Here is a 16,638-nt window from a genome sequence, read left to right as displayed (position 1 = left end):
CACACCACCTTTAAAATACAACTAAATTTCCCTTAAAAAACAAGTGAATGAGCAAGCGCTCATCCACTTTTCATCGTTACGTGTGCAGCCATTGTGGGTAGCGGGTAACAATACCGTTAAATTGTAAGGGTGACTAAAACAAAGTTAACGGGATGCCTTATTATTCACCATCGGTCAATTTTGTGTAAGTACTAGGTCTACGGTCTCGGAAAAATTGCCAATTGTTGCGTACTTCTTTAATCATATCCATGTCCATATCATGGATGATCAGCTCATCTTGGTCTCTGCTGGCTTCTTTTTCAATTTGACCTCTAGGGTTAACAAAGTAGCTTTGGCCATAAAACTCACCTATGTTCCAAGGTTCTTCAACGCCCACACGGTTGATAGCACCAATCCAACAACCATTTGCGGCAGCGGATGCAGGCTGTTCGAGTTTCCATAAATACTCTGACAAACCAGCCACAGTGGCAGATGGATTAACAATATATTCGGCTCCATTTAATGCCAACGCACGCCATCCTTCAGGGAAGTGACGGTCATAACAAATATACACACCAAGCTTGCAATATTGAGTTTCAAATACTGGCCAGTCTGAAGCGCCGGGTTTAAAGAAAAACTTCTCCCAAAAGCCAGCCACTTGTGGGATATGGGTTTTACGATATTTACCTAAATAGCTACCATCTGCGTCGATAACCGCGCAAGTGTTGTAATAAACACCAGTTACATCGTCTTTTTCGTAAATGGGAACCACAATGACCATTTGATATTTTTTGGCGTATTGCTGCATTAAAGTAACAGTGGGCCCATTTGGAATGCTCTCAGCACTTTCGTACCATTTTGTATCTTGACTTGGACAAAAATAAGGTTGAGTAAACACTTCTTGAAAGCATAATACTTGCACGCCAGCTGCACCTGCCTCATCAATCAAAGGTAAGTGTGCTTCTATCATGGCTTTGCGAATGGTTTCAGGATCATTATCTGTAGAAGACTTTAAACCCATTTGGATCAAGCCACCTCGTAAAGTTGAACGTGTTGTAGACATAATTACTCCATCTATAGTTAGTTTTTTTTATTAATTAGTTGGGAAAGTAAACTCCGCACCTGCACGTATTCCGGTTGGCCAACGTGAAGTGACGGTTTTTAATTTTGTATAAAAGTGCACGGCTTCTGGCCCATAAATCCCATGGGCTCCAAATATTGAACGTTTCCAGCCACCAAAGCTGTGATAGGCGACAGGGACGGGGATAGGTACGTTAATGCCTACCATGCCCACTTCAATATTAGCTGCGAAGTCTCTGGCAGCGTCTCCGTCTCGGGTAAATATAGACGTACCATTTCCGTATTCATGGGCATTAATTAAGTCTGTGGCTTCAGCATAGGAATTAGCACGTAATATAGATAATACCGGTCCAAAAATCTCTTGTTGGTACACTGACATATCTTTAGTGACTTTGTCGAGTAGGGTTCCTCCTACCCAAAATCCGGCTTCACAGCCTGTTACTGATAAGTTTCGGCCATCAACTAATACATCGGCTCCTTCAGCTTCGCCTTGGTCGATTAAACTTTTAATGCGTTTTTGGGCATCGGCAGAGATCACCGGTCCCATCTCGTTACCCGCTTGACTGTATGGACCTACTTTTAAAGCCTTGACTCTCGGTAGTAGTTTGGCGACTAATTTATCAGCTGTTTCTTGGCCAATTGGCACAGCCACACTGATGGCCATACAACGTTCACCTGCAGATCCAAAGCCTGCGCCCATTAGAGCGTCGGCTGCTTGATCAAGATCAGCATCCGGCATAATTACCATATGGTTTTTGGCACCACCTAAAGCTTGAACTCTTTTGCCATTGGCGCTACCACGCTGATAGATATACTCAGCGATCGGAGTCGAGCCAACAAAACTGATAGCTTTGACGTCGCTATGATCTAACAGTGCATCCACTGCCACTTTGTCACCATGCACGATATTTAATACACCAGCTGGCAAGCCTGCTTCGGTAAACAATTGGTGGATTAAATTGGCGCTTGAAGGATCTCGCTCTGACGGTTTGAGTACGAAGGTATTACCACAAGCAAGAGCCATAGGGATCATCCATAAAGGCACCATAGCAGGAAAGTTAAAAGGTGTTATCCCCGCAACTACGCCTAAAGCTTGGCGTTCATCAGTCACATCAATACCTACCGCTACATCACGGCTAAAATTGCCTTTTAATTTGTCACTAATTCCACAAGCAAATTCAATCACTTCTAACGCCCGTGTAACTTCTCCTAAGGCATCATCATGAGTTTTTCCGTGTTCTTTGGATATGGTTTCTGCGACTTCATCTTTACGCGCTTGCAGCAAGGTTCGCATATTGAACATGACATCAGCACGTTTACTTGAAGGCATTTTAGACCAAGCTGGAAAAGCCGCTTTGGCTGCTGCTACAGCCGTTTCGACATCTTCAACTACAGCGGTCACGACTTCAGCACTTTGTTGACCCAATGCGGGGTTAAACACAGCGGTTGTCTGGCTACTGGCACCTGAAGTGGGTTGGCCATTTATTATATGTTGTATCAGTTGCATAACTCTATTTTAATCCAGTGATTGTATAATTTCGCGTAAGGTACTAAAGGCGAAATCTATTTGTGACTTTTCTATGATCAACGGAGGCGATAAGGCTATGGTGTCTCCCGTTGTGCGAATTAGTAATCCCGCTTCATAGGCTTTTAAAAAAGCGCTAAAAACCCGCTTACTCGGTGTAGCCGGCGTAGGAAGCAGCTCAATACCTGCGATTAATCCAATGTTACGAATATCTTTGACTAAAGGTAAGTCAGCTAGCGAGTGAGCAGCGTCTTGCCAATAATCACTGAGCTCTGCTCCTCGGGTTAATAACCCTTCTTCTTCGTAGGTATCCAAAGTCGCCATTGCGGCTGCGCATGCCATAGGGTTACCTGAAAAAGTGTACCCATGGAAAAATTCAACCATATTTTGGGGACCATGCATAAATGCATCATAAATTTTGTCTTGAACAATGACTGCTCCCATAGGGATGACACCATTTGCCAAACCCTTTGCAGTGCAAATAATGTCAGGTTCAATGCCAAAATATTCCGCCGCAAACGGTGCGCCCATACGACCAAAACCAGTGATTACCTCATCAAAAATCAGTAGTATTCCGTGTTGATCGCATATTTTTCGAAGTTTTTCTAGATACCCTTTAGGAGGTAATAGCACACCGGCAGAACCCGCTAAGGGTTCGACAATAACGGCGGCGATGGTAGAGGGATCGTGCAGTTCGCAAAGTCTAATTAAATCATCTGCTAACTCCACTCCATGTTCAGGTTGACCCTTACTAAATAGGTTGTCCTCAATGCCATGTGTATGGCGTAAATGATCCACGCCGTTTAACAAGTTGCCAAACATTTTGCGGTTGGCTGACATTCCGCCCACCGATAAGCCACCAAAGTTGACGCCGTGATAACCTTTCTCTCGACCGATTAGTTTTGTCCTATTACCTTCACCTCTTGCGTTATGGTAAGCAATGGCCATCTTTAAGGCGGTTTCACAGGATTCAGACCCAGAATTAGTAAAAAATACCTTATTTAGATCACCTGGCACCATGTTAGCTAGCCGATCGGCAAGCTCAAATTGTAGTGGGTGTCCCATTTGAAAAGCCGGTGAATAATCCAAAGTGGCCACTTGTTTTTGTATGGCTTCAACTATACGAGGCCGGTTATGGCCTGCGTTGCAACACCAAAGACCTGCAATACCATCCAGTAATTTTCGACCGTCTGCTAGAGTAAAATGCATGCGATCTGCACCCACTACTAAACGAGGATCGGCCTTATATTGCCTATTACAAGTAAATGGCATCCAGTTGGCTTGCAGTTGTTCAGGCGTTAAATTATGAGTGTTATTCATGATTTTCTCCTGTCTCTGCTAATGTGTTTTCAGGGGACACAATGTCGACTCGTAGCGGGTTTTTGGGATGCTCCGGCCATGTAAGCACTGGCAGTCCATTATCGACTGGACGCATTTCAATACACTCGGGAACAGGGCATACATGTTTACATAAATTACAACCTACACATTCGTCATCAACCACTACGAAGTCCCGACCACCACTGGCATTTTGTTGCATTGTGATGGCTTGGTGAGAGGTATCTTCACAGGCTATATGACAGCGGCCACACTCAATACACGAGTCCTTATTAATAAATGCTTTGGTATCAAAGTTGATGTTGAGTTCATTCCAATTAACCACGTTGGGTATGGCTTTACCCTGAAATGCCGAGAGGGAGGCATAACCTTTCTCGTCTAAAAAGTTTTCTAATCCAGCTATCATGTCATCCACTATACGAAAGCCATATAACATGGCTGCAGTACACACCTGAACACCACTGGCGCCTAAGGCAATAAATTCCGCGGCATCTCGCCAAGTTTCAATTCCACCTATTGCCGATATTTGTAAATTACGGGTTTCGGGGTTTCTAGCGATTTCGCCTACCATATGTAACGCGATGGGTTTTACCGCCGAGCCACAGTAACCACCATGGGTGCCTTTGCCGTCTACAGTGGGGGTAGGAGCCATTAAATCTAAGTCAACTGTGGCGATGGAATTGACAGTGTTGATAAGTGATACAGCATCTGCCCCTCCTCGCTTCGCTGCTTCTGCCGCCACTAGAATATCGGTGATATTAGGTGTGAGTTTGGTAAACACTGGAATATCTACCACTTCTTTGACCCAGCGAGTGGTTTGTTCTACTAGCTCGGGCACTTGACCAATAGCAGATCCCATACCCCGTTCACACATTCCATGTGGGCAACCTAAGTTAAGCTCTATACCGTGGACACCTGAATTCGCAATTTTAATGGCGAGCTCTTTCCAAGTGTTTTCATCTAATGGCGCCATCATTGAACCGATAATCACTCTGTCTGGCCATTCTTTACGGATTTGTTCTATTTCACGTAAATTGGTTTCTAATGGGCGATCGGTAATTAATTCAATATTGTTGATACCAATGACGTTTCGAGAGCGATCATGATGGACCCCATAGCGACTCGACATATTAATAACCGGTGGATCGATCCCCAAGGTTTTCCAAACAACGCCACCCCAGCCAGCTTCGAAAGCACGTACCACGTTAATGTATTTGTCTGTGGGGGGAGCCGATGCTAACCAAAAAGGATTAATACTGTCTATCCCGGCGATATTACAGGCTAATTTATTCATTTTAGACCTCCTTAAATTCAATGCCGAACAAAGTGTGACCCATTGCATGAGCGGCGCGTTTGCCATCTTCTACAGATTGCACTGTTAAATCTTCACCTGTATCGATACAGTCGCCGCCGGCATAAACACCTGGAATACTGGTTTGATACTTGTCGTTAATTTTAATTTTGCCTCCTTCAATCACAATATCTGATAACACCGACGCATTTAATTTTTGTCCTACGGCCTTGAGAACCATGTCTGTTTCGATCTTTTCATGTATGCCAGTACCTATTAAACGTCCTGCTTCAATAGTAGTTTGTTCAAATGTGATGCTACTAACATGTGCTTCACCTGATAATTCTATGGGCGATAACCATAAACGTACGTCGACGCCATTTTTGCGAGCCAAGTCTATTTCCCAGTCTGTCGCTGTCATATTGTCTTCGCCGCGACGGTAGGCTAAGGTGACGTTTTTCGCACCTAAGCGTTTAGCCTGAATAGCAGCGTCAATAGCGGTGTTTCCACCTCCGATGACCACTACATTTTGACCTACTGACAGGGTCGATTTATCATTTGTTTGTCGCAGTTGTTCTATAAAATCTATGGCGTCATAGACACCGCTGAGGTTTTCACTCTCTAATCCGAGTTGATTACATAGACCTAATCCAATGCCTAGGAATACCGCATCGAACTCTGAGCGCAATTTTTCTAAACTGAGATTTTGACCGAGATATTGTTCATAGATTATTTCAATGCCACCTATGCCAAGTAAGAAGTCCACTTCTTTTTGAGCAAAGTCATCGACCATCTTATAAGCCGCAAGGCCATATTCATTTAAGCCCCCAGGTTTTGGTTTCGCTTCAAATACCGTGATTTTATGACCTAACAAAGCCGCGCGGTGCGCGCAAGATAACCCCGCTGGGCCAGCACCCACCACAGCTATGTTTTTGCCAGTGTCGGAGGCTCTTACAAATGGGTGTTCCTCAGAAGAGTCAAGAAGATGATCAACCGCAAAGCGCTGCAATAACCCAATTTCTACAGGTTTGCCTTGATCGTGATGACGGACACAGGCCCGTTCACATAACACTTCAGTAGGACACGCCCTTGCGCAGGTACCACCCATGATATTTTCAGACAAAATGGTTTTAGCCGCGCCCTTAACGTTTTGTGTACGTATCTGGTGAATAAAAGTAGGAATGTCTATTCCTGTCGGGCATGCCTTTATGCAAGGCGCATCGAAACAGTATGTGCAGCGCGAAGCTTCAAGCAGGGCTTGTGACTTATTATAGGGTTTATGTAAGTCGCCAAAACCTGCATTAATATCATCGATAGTAACTTTTCCTGTTGTACTCATGCTGTACCTCATTTACTGAAACCATTTCGTTAACTGCTTGTACACAGTGGACTTTTTAACGAAACGGTTTCATAACTTATGTCAATTTAGCGCTAGATAGTGCTAATCAAAAATTACGTTTAACTGTTATTCCAAAGACTCTAGGTTTTGCATAAGAAATTTGAGATGTGCCGTAAAATCCTGTTACGTCAAAACCAATAATTTCATGTTCAGAGTTAAACATATTGTCTACGTAGGCCGTTGCCGACCATAACTCTTTTGCATCTGTCCATGTCAAACGAGCATTGGCAACTACGTAAGAGTCTATTTCATGAGCAGTGAAGTTCCGTGCATTATGAAAGGTTTCGCTTTGATAATTGGCACTCACCTGAGCTGCTATATTGTTTTCGTTCCAGTCCCAATTGTATCTAACCATGGCTGACGCTTGATATTCGGGAGTAAACGCTGGTGTTGTATCAGCAAATATCCCTGAAGCCACTTCAAGATTTTCTACTTTGGCATCGGTATAAGAAGTGTTCAAAATCAGGTCTAGTCCTTCACTAGGTGTTAAGAATAGTTCCAGCTCTAACCCTGTGAAAGTGGCATCCTGATTTTCTACCAAACCTGAATTATTTACCCATGAAAAAGACTGATAATCGCTATAGTCATAATAGAAAATATTGGCGTTAAATAGCGCAAACTCATCCATTAGATTTAATTTCATTCCCGCTTCATAAGAGGTTAATTCTTCTGGTTTGTAGCTACTAAATCCACCAAATAAAGGCGCATTAAAACTACCCGCTTTCACCCCTCTATTAATTCCCACATAATATAGATCTGTGTCTGTCGAGTACTCTAGTTGCACTTTAGCCGACCATAGGTTTTGGTCATTATCTGTATCTACGTGCTCTAATGACGTGCTGCTGAAATCAATCTCAATCACTCTATCGTTTGTATTGGGGTTTTGGTACACATCACCCACAAAATGTTTGTCTTCTCTGGTATAGCGCAAGCCCGTTACCAATACCAACTGATCTTGTAACTCGTAGTCGATTTGAGCAAATAGCGAGTAGGATTGAGTATCTAAATCCACCACAGTATTGTTTTCTTCTCCACCTAAGAAATAGGCGGTAGGCGAGGCTGCAAGTCCTTGGCTATAAGCAGTTTCTACATTTAGATAGTAAAACCCAGTGACCCATTTAAAGCTATCGGCTTCTCCTGATAATCTGACTTCCTGACTAAATTGGTCGATTGTACTATCTGATTGAAATATCAATTCAGGGGAGGCTGTTTGATCGGAATCCAAGCCCACAGTGCGGTCAAAGGTTTTGTAGTCGGTTAAAGAAAAGAAATCGAAAGTATCAAAACTATAATCAAGTGCAGCTGAGAAACCTAGTGATTGGATGGTATTTTGATCATCAAAAGCAAAGTCTTTGTTGACCTTCGGCCCGGAGCCATCGGGGTCGATGTTGCCATTAAAGTCACCGCCTTGAACAGGACGAACGGGATCACCATTAAAATTACCGTCGATACATTCACCAAGTTGAATCGCATCACAGCCTAAGGGGTCATCAGCAGCAAAGATCACGTCAATTACGTTACCATCGGCATCTTTGATTTCGGTGGTATTGACAACTTGATAAGGCCCTTCGCTTTTTGTAGTGTCGGCCCAATTCGCGCTTAGTAACAATGAGCCGTCTGTACCTAAATCAAAATCCAGTTGGGCACGCAGAGCTTGTGTATCATCGTTATAACCGTCTTGTCCGCCACCAACAGAACCAGGTCTTGTATCCGGAGATGCGCCGTCTTCATAGATATTTTCTAAAATCTCACCTTGAATATTCGAGTAAGCAGATAAACGCCCGCTAATACCGTCAGATAAGGCGCCTGAAACAGCACCTTCAAAACGATATTGGTCGAAACTAGCGACCGAAAACTCAGCATAACCTTCAAAGTCTTCTGTTGGCTTAGCTGTGATGGTGTTGACTAAACCTCCTGTTGCATTTCGTCCAAATAAGGTGCCTTGTGGACCTTTCAATATCTCAATTCGCTGAATATCAAATAGGCCAAAAGTTTGTGCTTGAGTACTGGCTAAGTACCCGCCATCTACATAAACCGCTACTGGCGCTTCAGCTAAATCCGCATAGTCATTTTGTACCACACCACGAATATTGAAAATGGCTCTTTGCCCACCAATATCACCTGCTAGTGACACGCCGGGTGTAAACGCAATGAGCTCGGTGCTACTTTCTAAACCTAATGCTTTTAACTGTTCTCCACTGAAAGCCGTAATGGCAATTCCCACATCACTTATATTTTCGTTACGTTTTTGAGCGCTGACTTCAATGGTTTCCCAAACTTTTTCTGTGGCACTTGCAATTTGCGGCACTGACAATGTTAGTGCCAAAGAAATAACCGTAAGAATGGGGTTATATTTGTACAGATTATGTGTGTTCACTATATGTTCCCTTCTATTGTTATTAATTTTTACGTCTTAAACCGGCTACTTAGTGGTTTGTTACGTTAGCCCGCATTTATTAGAAAATTTGTGGGACTAGGTAATCAAATAAATAGGTAATGCCAAGTTAGACACTGATCGTTTCGCCAACTGCTAACTCGTTTTATTCATGAGTAGGACAAGCGTGGCTAAGATTAGTATTTCAGTTTTGTCAGGTTATTAAATTTAATATAATTAATGTTTAGATAAGTATTTACTTAACTTTAATGTGACCTAGAAGGGGACAGTGTATTTTTGAACATAAATGCCACTAGCGAGCTACCCAAAATGGTAGCTCTATGCGGTTGTTCAATGTTATTGGGAAGGGAGTTTTATTTCTTGTAAAAAGGTTTCAACTACTTGGTTAGGTTTAGAGCCTTTGCGTAAAACGGTTTGATATTCGGTATTAAAATTGAAATCAAAATCGTCTAAATACAACGCACGCATTTCTCCGGAAACAACCCAGCGTTTGGCATAGTGGGTAGGCAAGTATCCAATAAAACAACCCGTTAAAATTAAAAATGCCACTCCTTCGCGATCTGTTGCTGTGGCAGTAGTATTTAAGTTTTGATAATAACTTCTAGTTTGTGCGGTTTGTGCATAACTCGGTGCCACAGCTTCATATTCACATATTTGTTTAGGCGTAAGGTCTTCGTCAGCGATGTTAAAAAGCGGATGTTGATAGTTGCAATACAACATGTATTGTTCTTCATACAAACTCGAGTATTCTAAACCTTGCAATGGTCGCAGATTAGGAACCACACCCACATGTAGCGCGCCATCTAAAACATAACGCTCAATTTCATTAGGAGGGATCATTCTAATATTAATGACAATTTCAGGGCCTTTAGTTTTTAGCGCTTTCAGGGCCTTGGAAATCGACATATGTTCTAAGGTGACTAAATTATCTGTAATGCCAATGTTGAGTTCGCCAGTGAGTTCAGCATGAATACTGTTAACTTGAGTTCGAAAGTTTTCCAACGAGGCCATAAGCTGCAAACTCGCCTGATACACTTGTGTGCCTTCATCAGTTAACGAAAATCCGGCGCGTCCTCTTTGACACAGATGTAATCCCAACCTAGCTTCAAGGTCCGACATACTGATACTGATGGCTGAACGACTGATATTAAGTTCAACTTCGGCCGCTGAAAAACCACCACATTCAACCACGGATCTAAAGATTTTTAACAGACGAATATCGAAATTACTGAGTTGTGAAACAAGCTTCTTATTATTAGGCATAGTGAGTTTTAGTCAGTTGTTAGTTAAGTAAATACTTAAGTAAGATTTATAAATGTTGAATTTAACAAACATTCTATGAAATGCAATATAGGCTAACTGTGATTGCTCATAACAATTACGAGGCCAATTAGAGTAGAAAAGTGGGTAGCCAACAAGATTTTGCCCGCTATTTGGCGAATTCGTTAGCTAAGGTAAAGATAATCACTCAGTGTGACCTTTGTTAAGGAATGCTAATATCACTCAACACTTGGTTCGCTAGAACTTTTTTAATAAAACACGAGTCACTATGTCAGATATACATTCAAGCCTTGTCACTCTTTTGCATGACATTCTTCCCGGTCTTTTCCCCAGTATTCAAGATACGCTTGGATACATCACAACGAAAGATCAAACAATTAACCTAAGTTTGCCTTTTGTCTGTAATAGTTTGCTGGGCGCGAACGGAGAGTTTAATCATCATCTCGAACGTTTTGCCACTACCCACAACGTGACAATTAAATTGAGATATCAGATCCCTTCTATAAAAGGGCAAAACCCTAAAGTAGTGAAAAACGTGATAGCAGTCGCCTCTGGAAAAGGTGGTGTGGGTAAATCCACTACTGCGATTAATTTAGCTGCTGCATTAAAACTCGAAGGGGCGCGAGTTGGCATTTTGGATGCGGACATATATGGCCCTTCTTTACCAACCTTGCTGGGTACTAAAGGGCAGCAACCAGGATCTCCTGATAATAAAAGAATGTATCCAGTTGTAATCAACGACATTCAAACCATGTCTATCGGTTATTTGGTCGACGACGATTCAGCCACCATTTGGCGCGGCCCCATGGCTAGCAAAGCGTTTCAGCAACTGTACAACGAAACCATGTGGGACGAATTAGACTACCTCATAGTTGATATGCCGCCAGGCACAGGGGATATTCAATTAACACTTGCGCAAAATATGCCAGTAACTGCCGCCGTTATTGTCACTACTCCTCAGGACTTAGCCTTGGTGGATGCCATAAAAGGGATAGCCATGTTTAATAAAGTGAATATTGACGTTTTGGGCATAGTTGAAAACATGAGTTACCACCTTTGTTCTCAATGTGGTCACAAAGAGCACGTTTTTGGTGCCGATGGTGGTCAGCGAATTGCACAAAAATACCAAACAGAGTTATTGGCGCAATTACCATTGGATATGCAAATTCGTGAATTAGCCGATACAGGGCAACATTTTATGTTTAATCAACAGGCCAACATTGATATTCAGCAGATTTACTCACAATTGGCGCGTAAGTTGTCATTCAAACTCAGCCAACAACAAAGCGCGCCGCAGCAAATTGCAGTGTCGTCTGTGAGTTGAGAAATAAAAGCACGCTTCGCGTCATTATCGCGCGCGGCGTCCGCTAGATGGTTTTTGATTCTAAGGGTAAGTCAAAAGATCAAAGATCTATCGCGAAGCCGCTCTCCTTTTTATTATCGTTGCCAGTGTAACGTTGTTAATATTATTGTTCTGTTACAAGGAGCGAGCGGCTTTTGATATTTTCACGAATTGAAATGTCAGGTACTTGAATATATTGCGTTAAAGTATTGGCATATTGACCTACTTTACCCAATTTCTTTCGGTAGGGTTTAAAAATAAGCTCAGATAAATTTACACTAATACCAACAAATGTCTCTGTGGTTTTAAAGTCGGTGAACGGTCGGTCATCCTTTTTAAAACCTCGACTGTAATAGCCTATTTGAAATTCCAAGTATTTAAGTGGTGTATTTTTGAACATATCAATGCCACTTAATTTTGCTACTGCCAAATATTTTAAACCCGAATAATCTGTGACGGGATGAAAGCCTTTCATGCCTTTTGAGGGAGAATATTCAATTCTTAAATCTAGTGTGTCTCCCAATAAGTTTGGGTATTTAGCTTTTAAATATGACACGCCAATTCCGGTTGTATTGGCAATTAGATCTTCGTAGCTAAAACCATGGTCTGCGGAGTAGCCGTCGAATACTTCAACATATAACATTAAGCCCCAACTTAAGTAGGCACTATATTTCGCTGAAGACTCAATACTAAAGCCTTTTTTACTCATTCGATGGGTAAGAAACTCAGCCATCACATAAGAAGAGTACAAATGCCCTAACTTATCAGCGCCGCCACTGCCGGTATCCATACCGAACCAGCCTTCCTCATTAAATTTAAAGCTTGAGCTTCCCCATTCCCATTCTTTTGCGCCTAAGTATGTAATGCCTCCAAACACGCCTGCAAGCTCTAGCCAATTTTCAGTGCTTGCCTCCGTAATATTTCTATAGTCAGGGAGCACAAAATCTTTTGATGTTTCTTGCGCATGTAAATATTGCAGGCACAAAATAAAATGAATCAAGAGAAAGGTAAGTGTTTTCACGCACAGTTGTCCTTTATGGCTAAGAGTGGAAAAATGATGCAATAGTACCTAGAGATTAATATCAAAGTCACTGCTATCGGACTTTTTTCCTGCTGAAAAACTCAGGTGTACACAAAGGAGCGGGTGATAACTCTGCTACGGAAATTTACTCAATTACATATAACCATTTACTGGGAAGGTGCAAGAGTACGTCATCTGCAAGGTGCGTCATCATAAACGTAATAAAATGGCCAAAGCTAATTTCAATATTACCTCGCCGATTTTTGATTACCTACTGGGGGCGTTATTTTGGCAAGCTATTGCTGAATTTGAAGTGCAAATGTCAAAGCTTGGTAAATCACATTCTTAAAAAAGTTGCAGTAAGTATTTACCAAGCTCGCAAATCCAATTGTCATAGTGTGATTAATCACCCATAACTCACAACTTCTATTTCAACATTGTCTTCAATATTAAAATAAAAGCGCCTGCCGGGCTCATAGTTACCGTGGTTGTGTGGAATAAATCCTTTAGCAATCACTCGTTGTTCTACCTCAGCTAGATCCTCTACCACTATACCGATATGGTTGAGTTTGGTAATGGTTTTGTGATTGTTAGTTGTATAGTGTTTATCCTTGTGACTATACAACGCGAGATAGGTGTCGTTGCCACCCAAATGAATAGTATGGCCGTTGTCTTTTGCCGGACCTTGCCAGCGGATTTGCCAATCGAAGATGTCGCCCAATATAGCCGCTGCGTTGATGGTGTTGGATACAGTGAGGTTAATATGTTCAAGTCTGCTTTGCATAAATGTTCCTTTTAAGGTGTTGTTTTTTGAATGTCACAACACTTTAAAACCTCAGGTTAACTTGAGGTAAAGGCTTTTCTTCAGCTATTTTAAATCGATGCGGCTAAAGGTTATTTAATAAGCAACGGCAATTTATTGGCTACATCAAGCCATTCATTGGCGTCTTCGGGTGCGGGTTTTAATTCGGTAATATTGGGCCATACCTCAGCAAGCTCAGCGTTGAGTCGTAAATAATGTTGCTGTGCCTCGGGTAAATGAGTATCTTGAAATATGGCTTCAGCAGGGCATTCGGGCACGCACAATCCACAATCAATGCAGATATCTGGGTGAATAACTAAAAAGTTTTCTCCTTCATAAAATGCATCCACTGGGCATACAGGTACACAGTCGGTGAATTTACATTTAATGCAGTTGTCAGCAACGACAAAGGTCATGATTGTACTTATCTTGAGTGTAGTTTATTTGATTACGGCGATCATAAAGTAGCGCAGGCAAAAAACAAGAACTGTATCTGCATTTCAATGAAGAATTTACCTAGGTTATGTATTCTATCTGACATAAAATGCGCAGCCTAAGAAAATGATCGGCTTTGACGGGCCTTTGCGAATTGTTAATGTTTTATCACTGGACACCTTATGTTGCGCTTAAACGAAGTAAAATTACCTTTAAATCACGATGAACAGGCACTAACTGCTGCGATTTTGCAGAAGTTGGATATTGCCTCAGAAGATATGTTGTCGTTTGAAGTGTTTAAACGAGCTTACGACGCCAGAAATAAAACCGATATTTTGCTGATTTATTCGCTAGATGTTGAAGTGGTTAACCAAGCCGAATTATTAACTAAATTTGTTAATGATCCACATGTACGCGAAACCCCCGACATGACCTACAAATTTGTGGCACGAGCGCCGCAAAATCTCAATACACGCCCTGTAGTAATAGGGTTGGGCCCATGTGGCTTGTTTGCCGCGCTTATTTTAGCGCAAATGGGATTTAAGCCAATAGTGTTAGAACGCGGAAAAGCGGTACGGGAGCGCACCAAAGACGTGTTTGGCTTTTGGCGCAAGCAACCGTTAGATACTGAATCAAACGTGCAGTTTGGCGAAGGTGGAGCAGGAACGTTTTCAGATGGCAAATTATATAGTCAAATTAAAGACCGCAAACATTATGGCCGTAAGGTACTCAATGAATTTGCGGCAGCTGGCGCACCAGAAGAAATTTTGTACGTGAGTAAACCCCATATCGGAACGTTTAAATTAGTGAATATGGTTGAAAAAATGCGTGCGCAAATTATTGAATTGGGTGGTGAAATTCGCTTTAGTACTCGAGTTGACAAGCTTGATGTCCTCGACGGGCAACTTAAAGGATTACACTTATCTAATGGAGAATATTTAGCTTGCGAACACGCGATTTTAGCTGTGGGGCATAGCGCTCGCGATACCTTTGAAATGTTATACAAGCAAGACGTTTATGTTGAAGCCAAGCCTTTTTCGGTGGGCTTTAGAATAGAGCACGAACAATCCATGATAGATGAATGCCGTTTTGGTGATAATGCGGGTCACCCTATTTTAGGTGCGGCAGATTATAAATTGGTGCATCACTGTAAAAATGGGCGTTCGGTCTACAGTTTTTGTATGTGTCCTGGTGGCACGGTAGTGGCAGCCGCGTCAGAAGAGGGGCGGGTCGTGACCAATGGTATGAGTCAATATTCACGTCATGAACGTAATGCTAATAGTGCCATAGTAGTAGGAATTACTCCCGAAAAAGACTATCCCGATCATCCACTGGCAGGCATTGCTTTACAACGACAGCTTGAAGAATTGGCTTATCAGGTTGGAGGAGAAAATTATCATGCGCCAGCCCAGTTGATTGGTGATTTTTTACAAGGAAAATCCAGTGAGCAGTTGGGGGATGTGAAACCCTCGTATACGCCAGGCGTTCGTTTAACTGATTTGGCGAAAGTTGTACCCGACTATGTAACCGAAGCCATTCGTGAAGCGATTCCAGCATTTAATAGAAAAATAAAGGGGTTTGCTAAAGTAGACGGGTTGTTAACTGGAGTCGAAACCCGTACTTCCTCACCTATTTGTATCAAACGCGGTAAAGATTTAAATAGTATTAATACCCGAGGTTTATATCCTGCGGGAGAAGGGGCTGGCTATGCTGGTGGAATTTGGTCTGCTGGTATTGATGGCATCAAAGTCGCTGAAGCGTTAGCGGTAGATATGTTAGCCAAACTAGAAATAGATTAATATTAAACTTTGAAACACTCTAGAAGTTTACATAAAGCAAGCTACCCCTTGGCGCAATTGGTGCAAAGCTACCCAGCTTTGCGTTCATTTTTGGTTACTAAGCCTGATGGCGCTCAGAGCATTGATTTTGCGAATGCTAGTGCGGTTAAAGCGTTAAACGCGGCGTTATTAGCTCATTATTATCAGGTGAAGTTTTGGGATATTCCCAAGGGATATTTATGTCCCCCTGTGCCCGGTAGAGCAGACTATGTACATTATTTAGCCGACCTGTTGGCGGTAGATAATAATGCCAAGATCCCTAGTGGCAAAACGATTAAAGGACTCGATATAGGCACAGGTGCCAATCTTATTTATCCTATTATTGCTACAAGGTCATATGGTTGGAAAATGGTGGCAACAGATATTGATCCTGTTTCAGTTAAATCCGCTAACACGATTATTGCCGCTAATCCGGTACTAACGGATAATATTAAAGTTAGGCTACAAAAACAGCCAAAAGCGATTTTTGCTGGTGTTGTCAAAGCAAATGAACACTTTGCTTTTTGTATGTGTAACCCTCCTTTTCATCAATCGCCTCAGCAGGCCAATGCAGGCTCTCAGCGTAAAGTAAAAAACCTAGCGAGAAACAAATCAAAACGAGGCGAACATCAAACCCCTGTGCCGTCAAATCCTACCTTGAATTTTGCAGGACAAGCTAATGAACTCTGGTGTGAAGGCGGAGAGTTGCGGTTTATACAACGAATGATTGCTGAAAGTAGAGAATTTTCCCAACAAATCATTTGGTTTAGCAGTTTGGTTTCTAAGAAAGATAACTTGCCGCAGATTTACAAAAGCTTGCGCGAGCAGGGGGTTATCGATGTGAAAACTGTGGATATGGCGCAAGGTCAAAAAATTAGCCGCTTTGTAGCATGGCGCTTTTAGATGCCTTTAATAAGAATGGATTGAAGTAAA

At 42.2% G+C, this 16,638-nt stretch carries 14 protein-coding genes; 4 read left to right on the top strand and 10 right to left on the bottom strand.

From position 1 onward, the window contains the following. Positions 1 to 160: 160 nt before the first annotated feature. The 7 genes from ABJK37_RS23950 to ABJK37_RS23920 form a co-directional block, all read right to left on the bottom strand. On the bottom strand, positions 161 to 1,042 hold the full coding sequence (locus tag ABJK37_RS23950; protein ID WP_348359077.1) for a nitrilase-related carbon-nitrogen hydrolase: 882 nt from the start codon (positions 1,040 to 1,042) through the stop codon (positions 161 to 163). Positions 1,043 to 1,072: 30 nt separating this feature from the next. Beyond that, positions 1,073 to 2,566, bottom strand: a complete 1,494-nt coding sequence (locus tag ABJK37_RS23945) for a CoA-acylating methylmalonate-semialdehyde dehydrogenase (RefSeq protein ID WP_348359074.1) — start codon at positions 2,564 to 2,566, stop codon at positions 1,073 to 1,075. A gap of 9 nt (positions 2,567 to 2,575) precedes the next feature. Continuing rightward, positions 2,576 to 3,904: an aspartate aminotransferase family protein gene (locus ABJK37_RS23940; protein ID WP_348359072.1), complete on the bottom strand. Its 1,329-nt coding sequence runs from the start codon at positions 3,902 to 3,904 to the stop codon at positions 2,576 to 2,578. Then, on the bottom strand, positions 3,897 to 5,216 hold the full coding sequence (preA, locus tag ABJK37_RS23935) for an NAD-dependent dihydropyrimidine dehydrogenase subunit PreA (protein ID WP_348359069.1): 1,320 nt from the start codon (positions 5,214 to 5,216) through the stop codon (positions 3,897 to 3,899). Before preA ends, ABJK37_RS23940 begins: the two co-directional genes overlap by 8 nt. Before the next feature lies 1 nt (position 5,217). Then, complete coding sequence (locus tag ABJK37_RS23930; protein ID WP_348359065.1) at positions 5,218 to 6,552, bottom strand: NAD(P)-dependent oxidoreductase; 1,335 nt, start codon at positions 6,550 to 6,552, stop codon at positions 5,218 to 5,220. A gap of 106 nt (positions 6,553 to 6,658) precedes the next feature. Then, complete coding sequence (locus ABJK37_RS23925; RefSeq protein WP_348359062.1) at positions 6,659 to 8,989, bottom strand: TonB-dependent receptor; 2,331 nt, start codon at positions 8,987 to 8,989, stop codon at positions 6,659 to 6,661. Positions 8,990 to 9,343: 354 nt separating this feature from the next. Beyond that, a complete protein-coding gene (locus ABJK37_RS23920) occupies positions 9,344 to 10,270 on the bottom strand; it encodes a LysR family transcriptional regulator (protein ID WP_348359059.1) in 927 nt (308 codons plus the stop codon). Positions 10,271 to 10,556: 286 nt separating this feature from the next. Here ABJK37_RS23920 and apbC point away from each other — a divergent pair, with 286 nt between their 5' ends. After that, on the top strand, positions 10,557 to 11,612 hold the full coding sequence (gene apbC, locus ABJK37_RS23915) for an iron-sulfur cluster carrier protein ApbC (protein WP_348359056.1): 1,056 nt from the start codon (positions 10,557 to 10,559) through the stop codon (positions 11,610 to 11,612). Between the two features lie 142 nt (positions 11,613 to 11,754). Here the strand turns inward: apbC and ABJK37_RS23910 are convergent, their stop codons facing one another. Beyond that, positions 11,755 to 12,651, bottom strand: a complete 897-nt coding sequence (locus ABJK37_RS23910; protein ID WP_348359053.1) for a DUF2279 domain-containing protein — start codon at positions 12,649 to 12,651, stop codon at positions 11,755 to 11,757. A 226-nt stretch (positions 12,652 to 12,877) separates the two neighbouring features. On the opposite strand from ABJK37_RS23910, the gene ABJK37_RS23905 reads away from it, so the two are divergent. After that, complete coding sequence (locus tag ABJK37_RS23905; RefSeq protein WP_348359051.1) at positions 12,878 to 13,000, top strand: hypothetical protein; 123 nt, start codon at positions 12,878 to 12,880, stop codon at positions 12,998 to 13,000. A gap of 57 nt (positions 13,001 to 13,057) precedes the next feature. On the opposite strand, the gene ABJK37_RS23900 is transcribed toward ABJK37_RS23905, so the two are convergent. Both ABJK37_RS23900 and fdxA read right to left on the bottom strand, forming a co-directional pair. Continuing rightward, positions 13,058 to 13,435 carry a VOC family protein gene (locus tag ABJK37_RS23900; RefSeq protein ID WP_348359048.1) on the bottom strand — a complete coding sequence of 126 codons (378 nt, stop codon included), beginning with the start codon at positions 13,433 to 13,435 and terminating at the stop codon, positions 13,058 to 13,060. A gap of 110 nt (positions 13,436 to 13,545) precedes the next feature. Next, on the bottom strand, positions 13,546 to 13,869 hold the full coding sequence (gene fdxA, locus ABJK37_RS23895; protein WP_348359045.1) for a ferredoxin FdxA: 324 nt from the start codon (positions 13,867 to 13,869) through the stop codon (positions 13,546 to 13,548). A 201-nt stretch (positions 13,870 to 14,070) separates the two neighbouring features. Here fdxA and ABJK37_RS23890 point away from each other — a divergent pair, with 201 nt between their 5' ends. Both ABJK37_RS23890 and rlmF read left to right on the top strand, forming a co-directional pair. Continuing rightward, the gene (locus ABJK37_RS23890) at positions 14,071 to 15,687 is read left to right on the top strand and encodes an NAD(P)/FAD-dependent oxidoreductase (RefSeq protein WP_348359042.1); all 1,617 of its coding nucleotides are present in this window, start codon (positions 14,071 to 14,073) and stop codon (positions 15,685 to 15,687) included. Positions 15,688 to 15,696: 9 nt separating this feature from the next. After that, positions 15,697 to 16,608, top strand: a complete 912-nt coding sequence (rlmF, locus tag ABJK37_RS23885; RefSeq protein WP_348359040.1) for a 23S rRNA (adenine(1618)-N(6))-methyltransferase RlmF — start codon at positions 15,697 to 15,699, stop codon at positions 16,606 to 16,608. The last annotated feature ends 30 nt before the right edge of the window (positions 16,609 to 16,638 follow it).

The sequence above is a fragment of the Paraglaciecola sp. genome (assembly GCF_039964565.1).
GTDB lineage: Bacteria > Pseudomonadota > Gammaproteobacteria > Enterobacterales > Alteromonadaceae > Paraglaciecola.
The sequence above is the reverse complement of the archived record's forward strand: the minus strand, read 5'-3'. Positions and strand labels throughout refer to the sequence as shown.

What these genes read in the sequence shown, in the direction of transcription:
- ABJK37_RS23920 (WP_348359059.1), bottom strand. Translation starts at nt 10,270, where the DNA reads ATGCCTAATAATAAGAAGCTTGTTTCACAACTCAGTAATTTCGATATT.
- fdxA (WP_348359045.1), bottom strand. Translation starts at nt 13,869, where the DNA reads ATGACCTTTGTCGTTGCTGACAACTGCATTAAATGTAAATTCACCGAC.
- ABJK37_RS23950 (WP_348359077.1), bottom strand. Translation starts at nt 1,042, where the DNA reads ATGTCTACAACACGTTCAACTTTACGAGGTGGCTTGATCCAAATGGGT.
- ABJK37_RS23905 (WP_348359051.1), top strand. Translation starts at nt 12,878, where the DNA reads ATGGCCAAAGCTAATTTCAATATTACCTCGCCGATTTTTGATTACCTA.
- ABJK37_RS23930 (WP_348359065.1), bottom strand. Translation starts at nt 6,552, where the DNA reads ATGAGTACAACAGGAAAAGTTACTATCGATGATATTAATGCAGGTTTT.
- ABJK37_RS23940 (WP_348359072.1), bottom strand. Translation starts at nt 3,904, where the DNA reads ATGAATAACACTCATAATTTAACGCCTGAACAACTGCAAGCCAACTGG.
- apbC (WP_348359056.1), top strand. Translation starts at nt 10,557, where the DNA reads ATGTCAGATATACATTCAAGCCTTGTCACTCTTTTGCATGACATTCTT.
- ABJK37_RS23890 (WP_348359042.1), top strand. Translation starts at nt 14,071, where the DNA reads ATGTTGCGCTTAAACGAAGTAAAATTACCTTTAAATCACGATGAACAG.
- ABJK37_RS23900 (WP_348359048.1), bottom strand. Translation starts at nt 13,435, where the DNA reads ATGCAAAGCAGACTTGAACATATTAACCTCACTGTATCCAACACCATC.
- preA (WP_348359069.1), bottom strand. Translation starts at nt 5,216, where the DNA reads ATGAATAAATTAGCCTGTAATATCGCCGGGATAGACAGTATTAATCCT.
- ABJK37_RS23945 (WP_348359074.1), bottom strand. Translation starts at nt 2,566, where the DNA reads ATGCAACTGATACAACATATAATAAATGGCCAACCCACTTCAGGTGCC.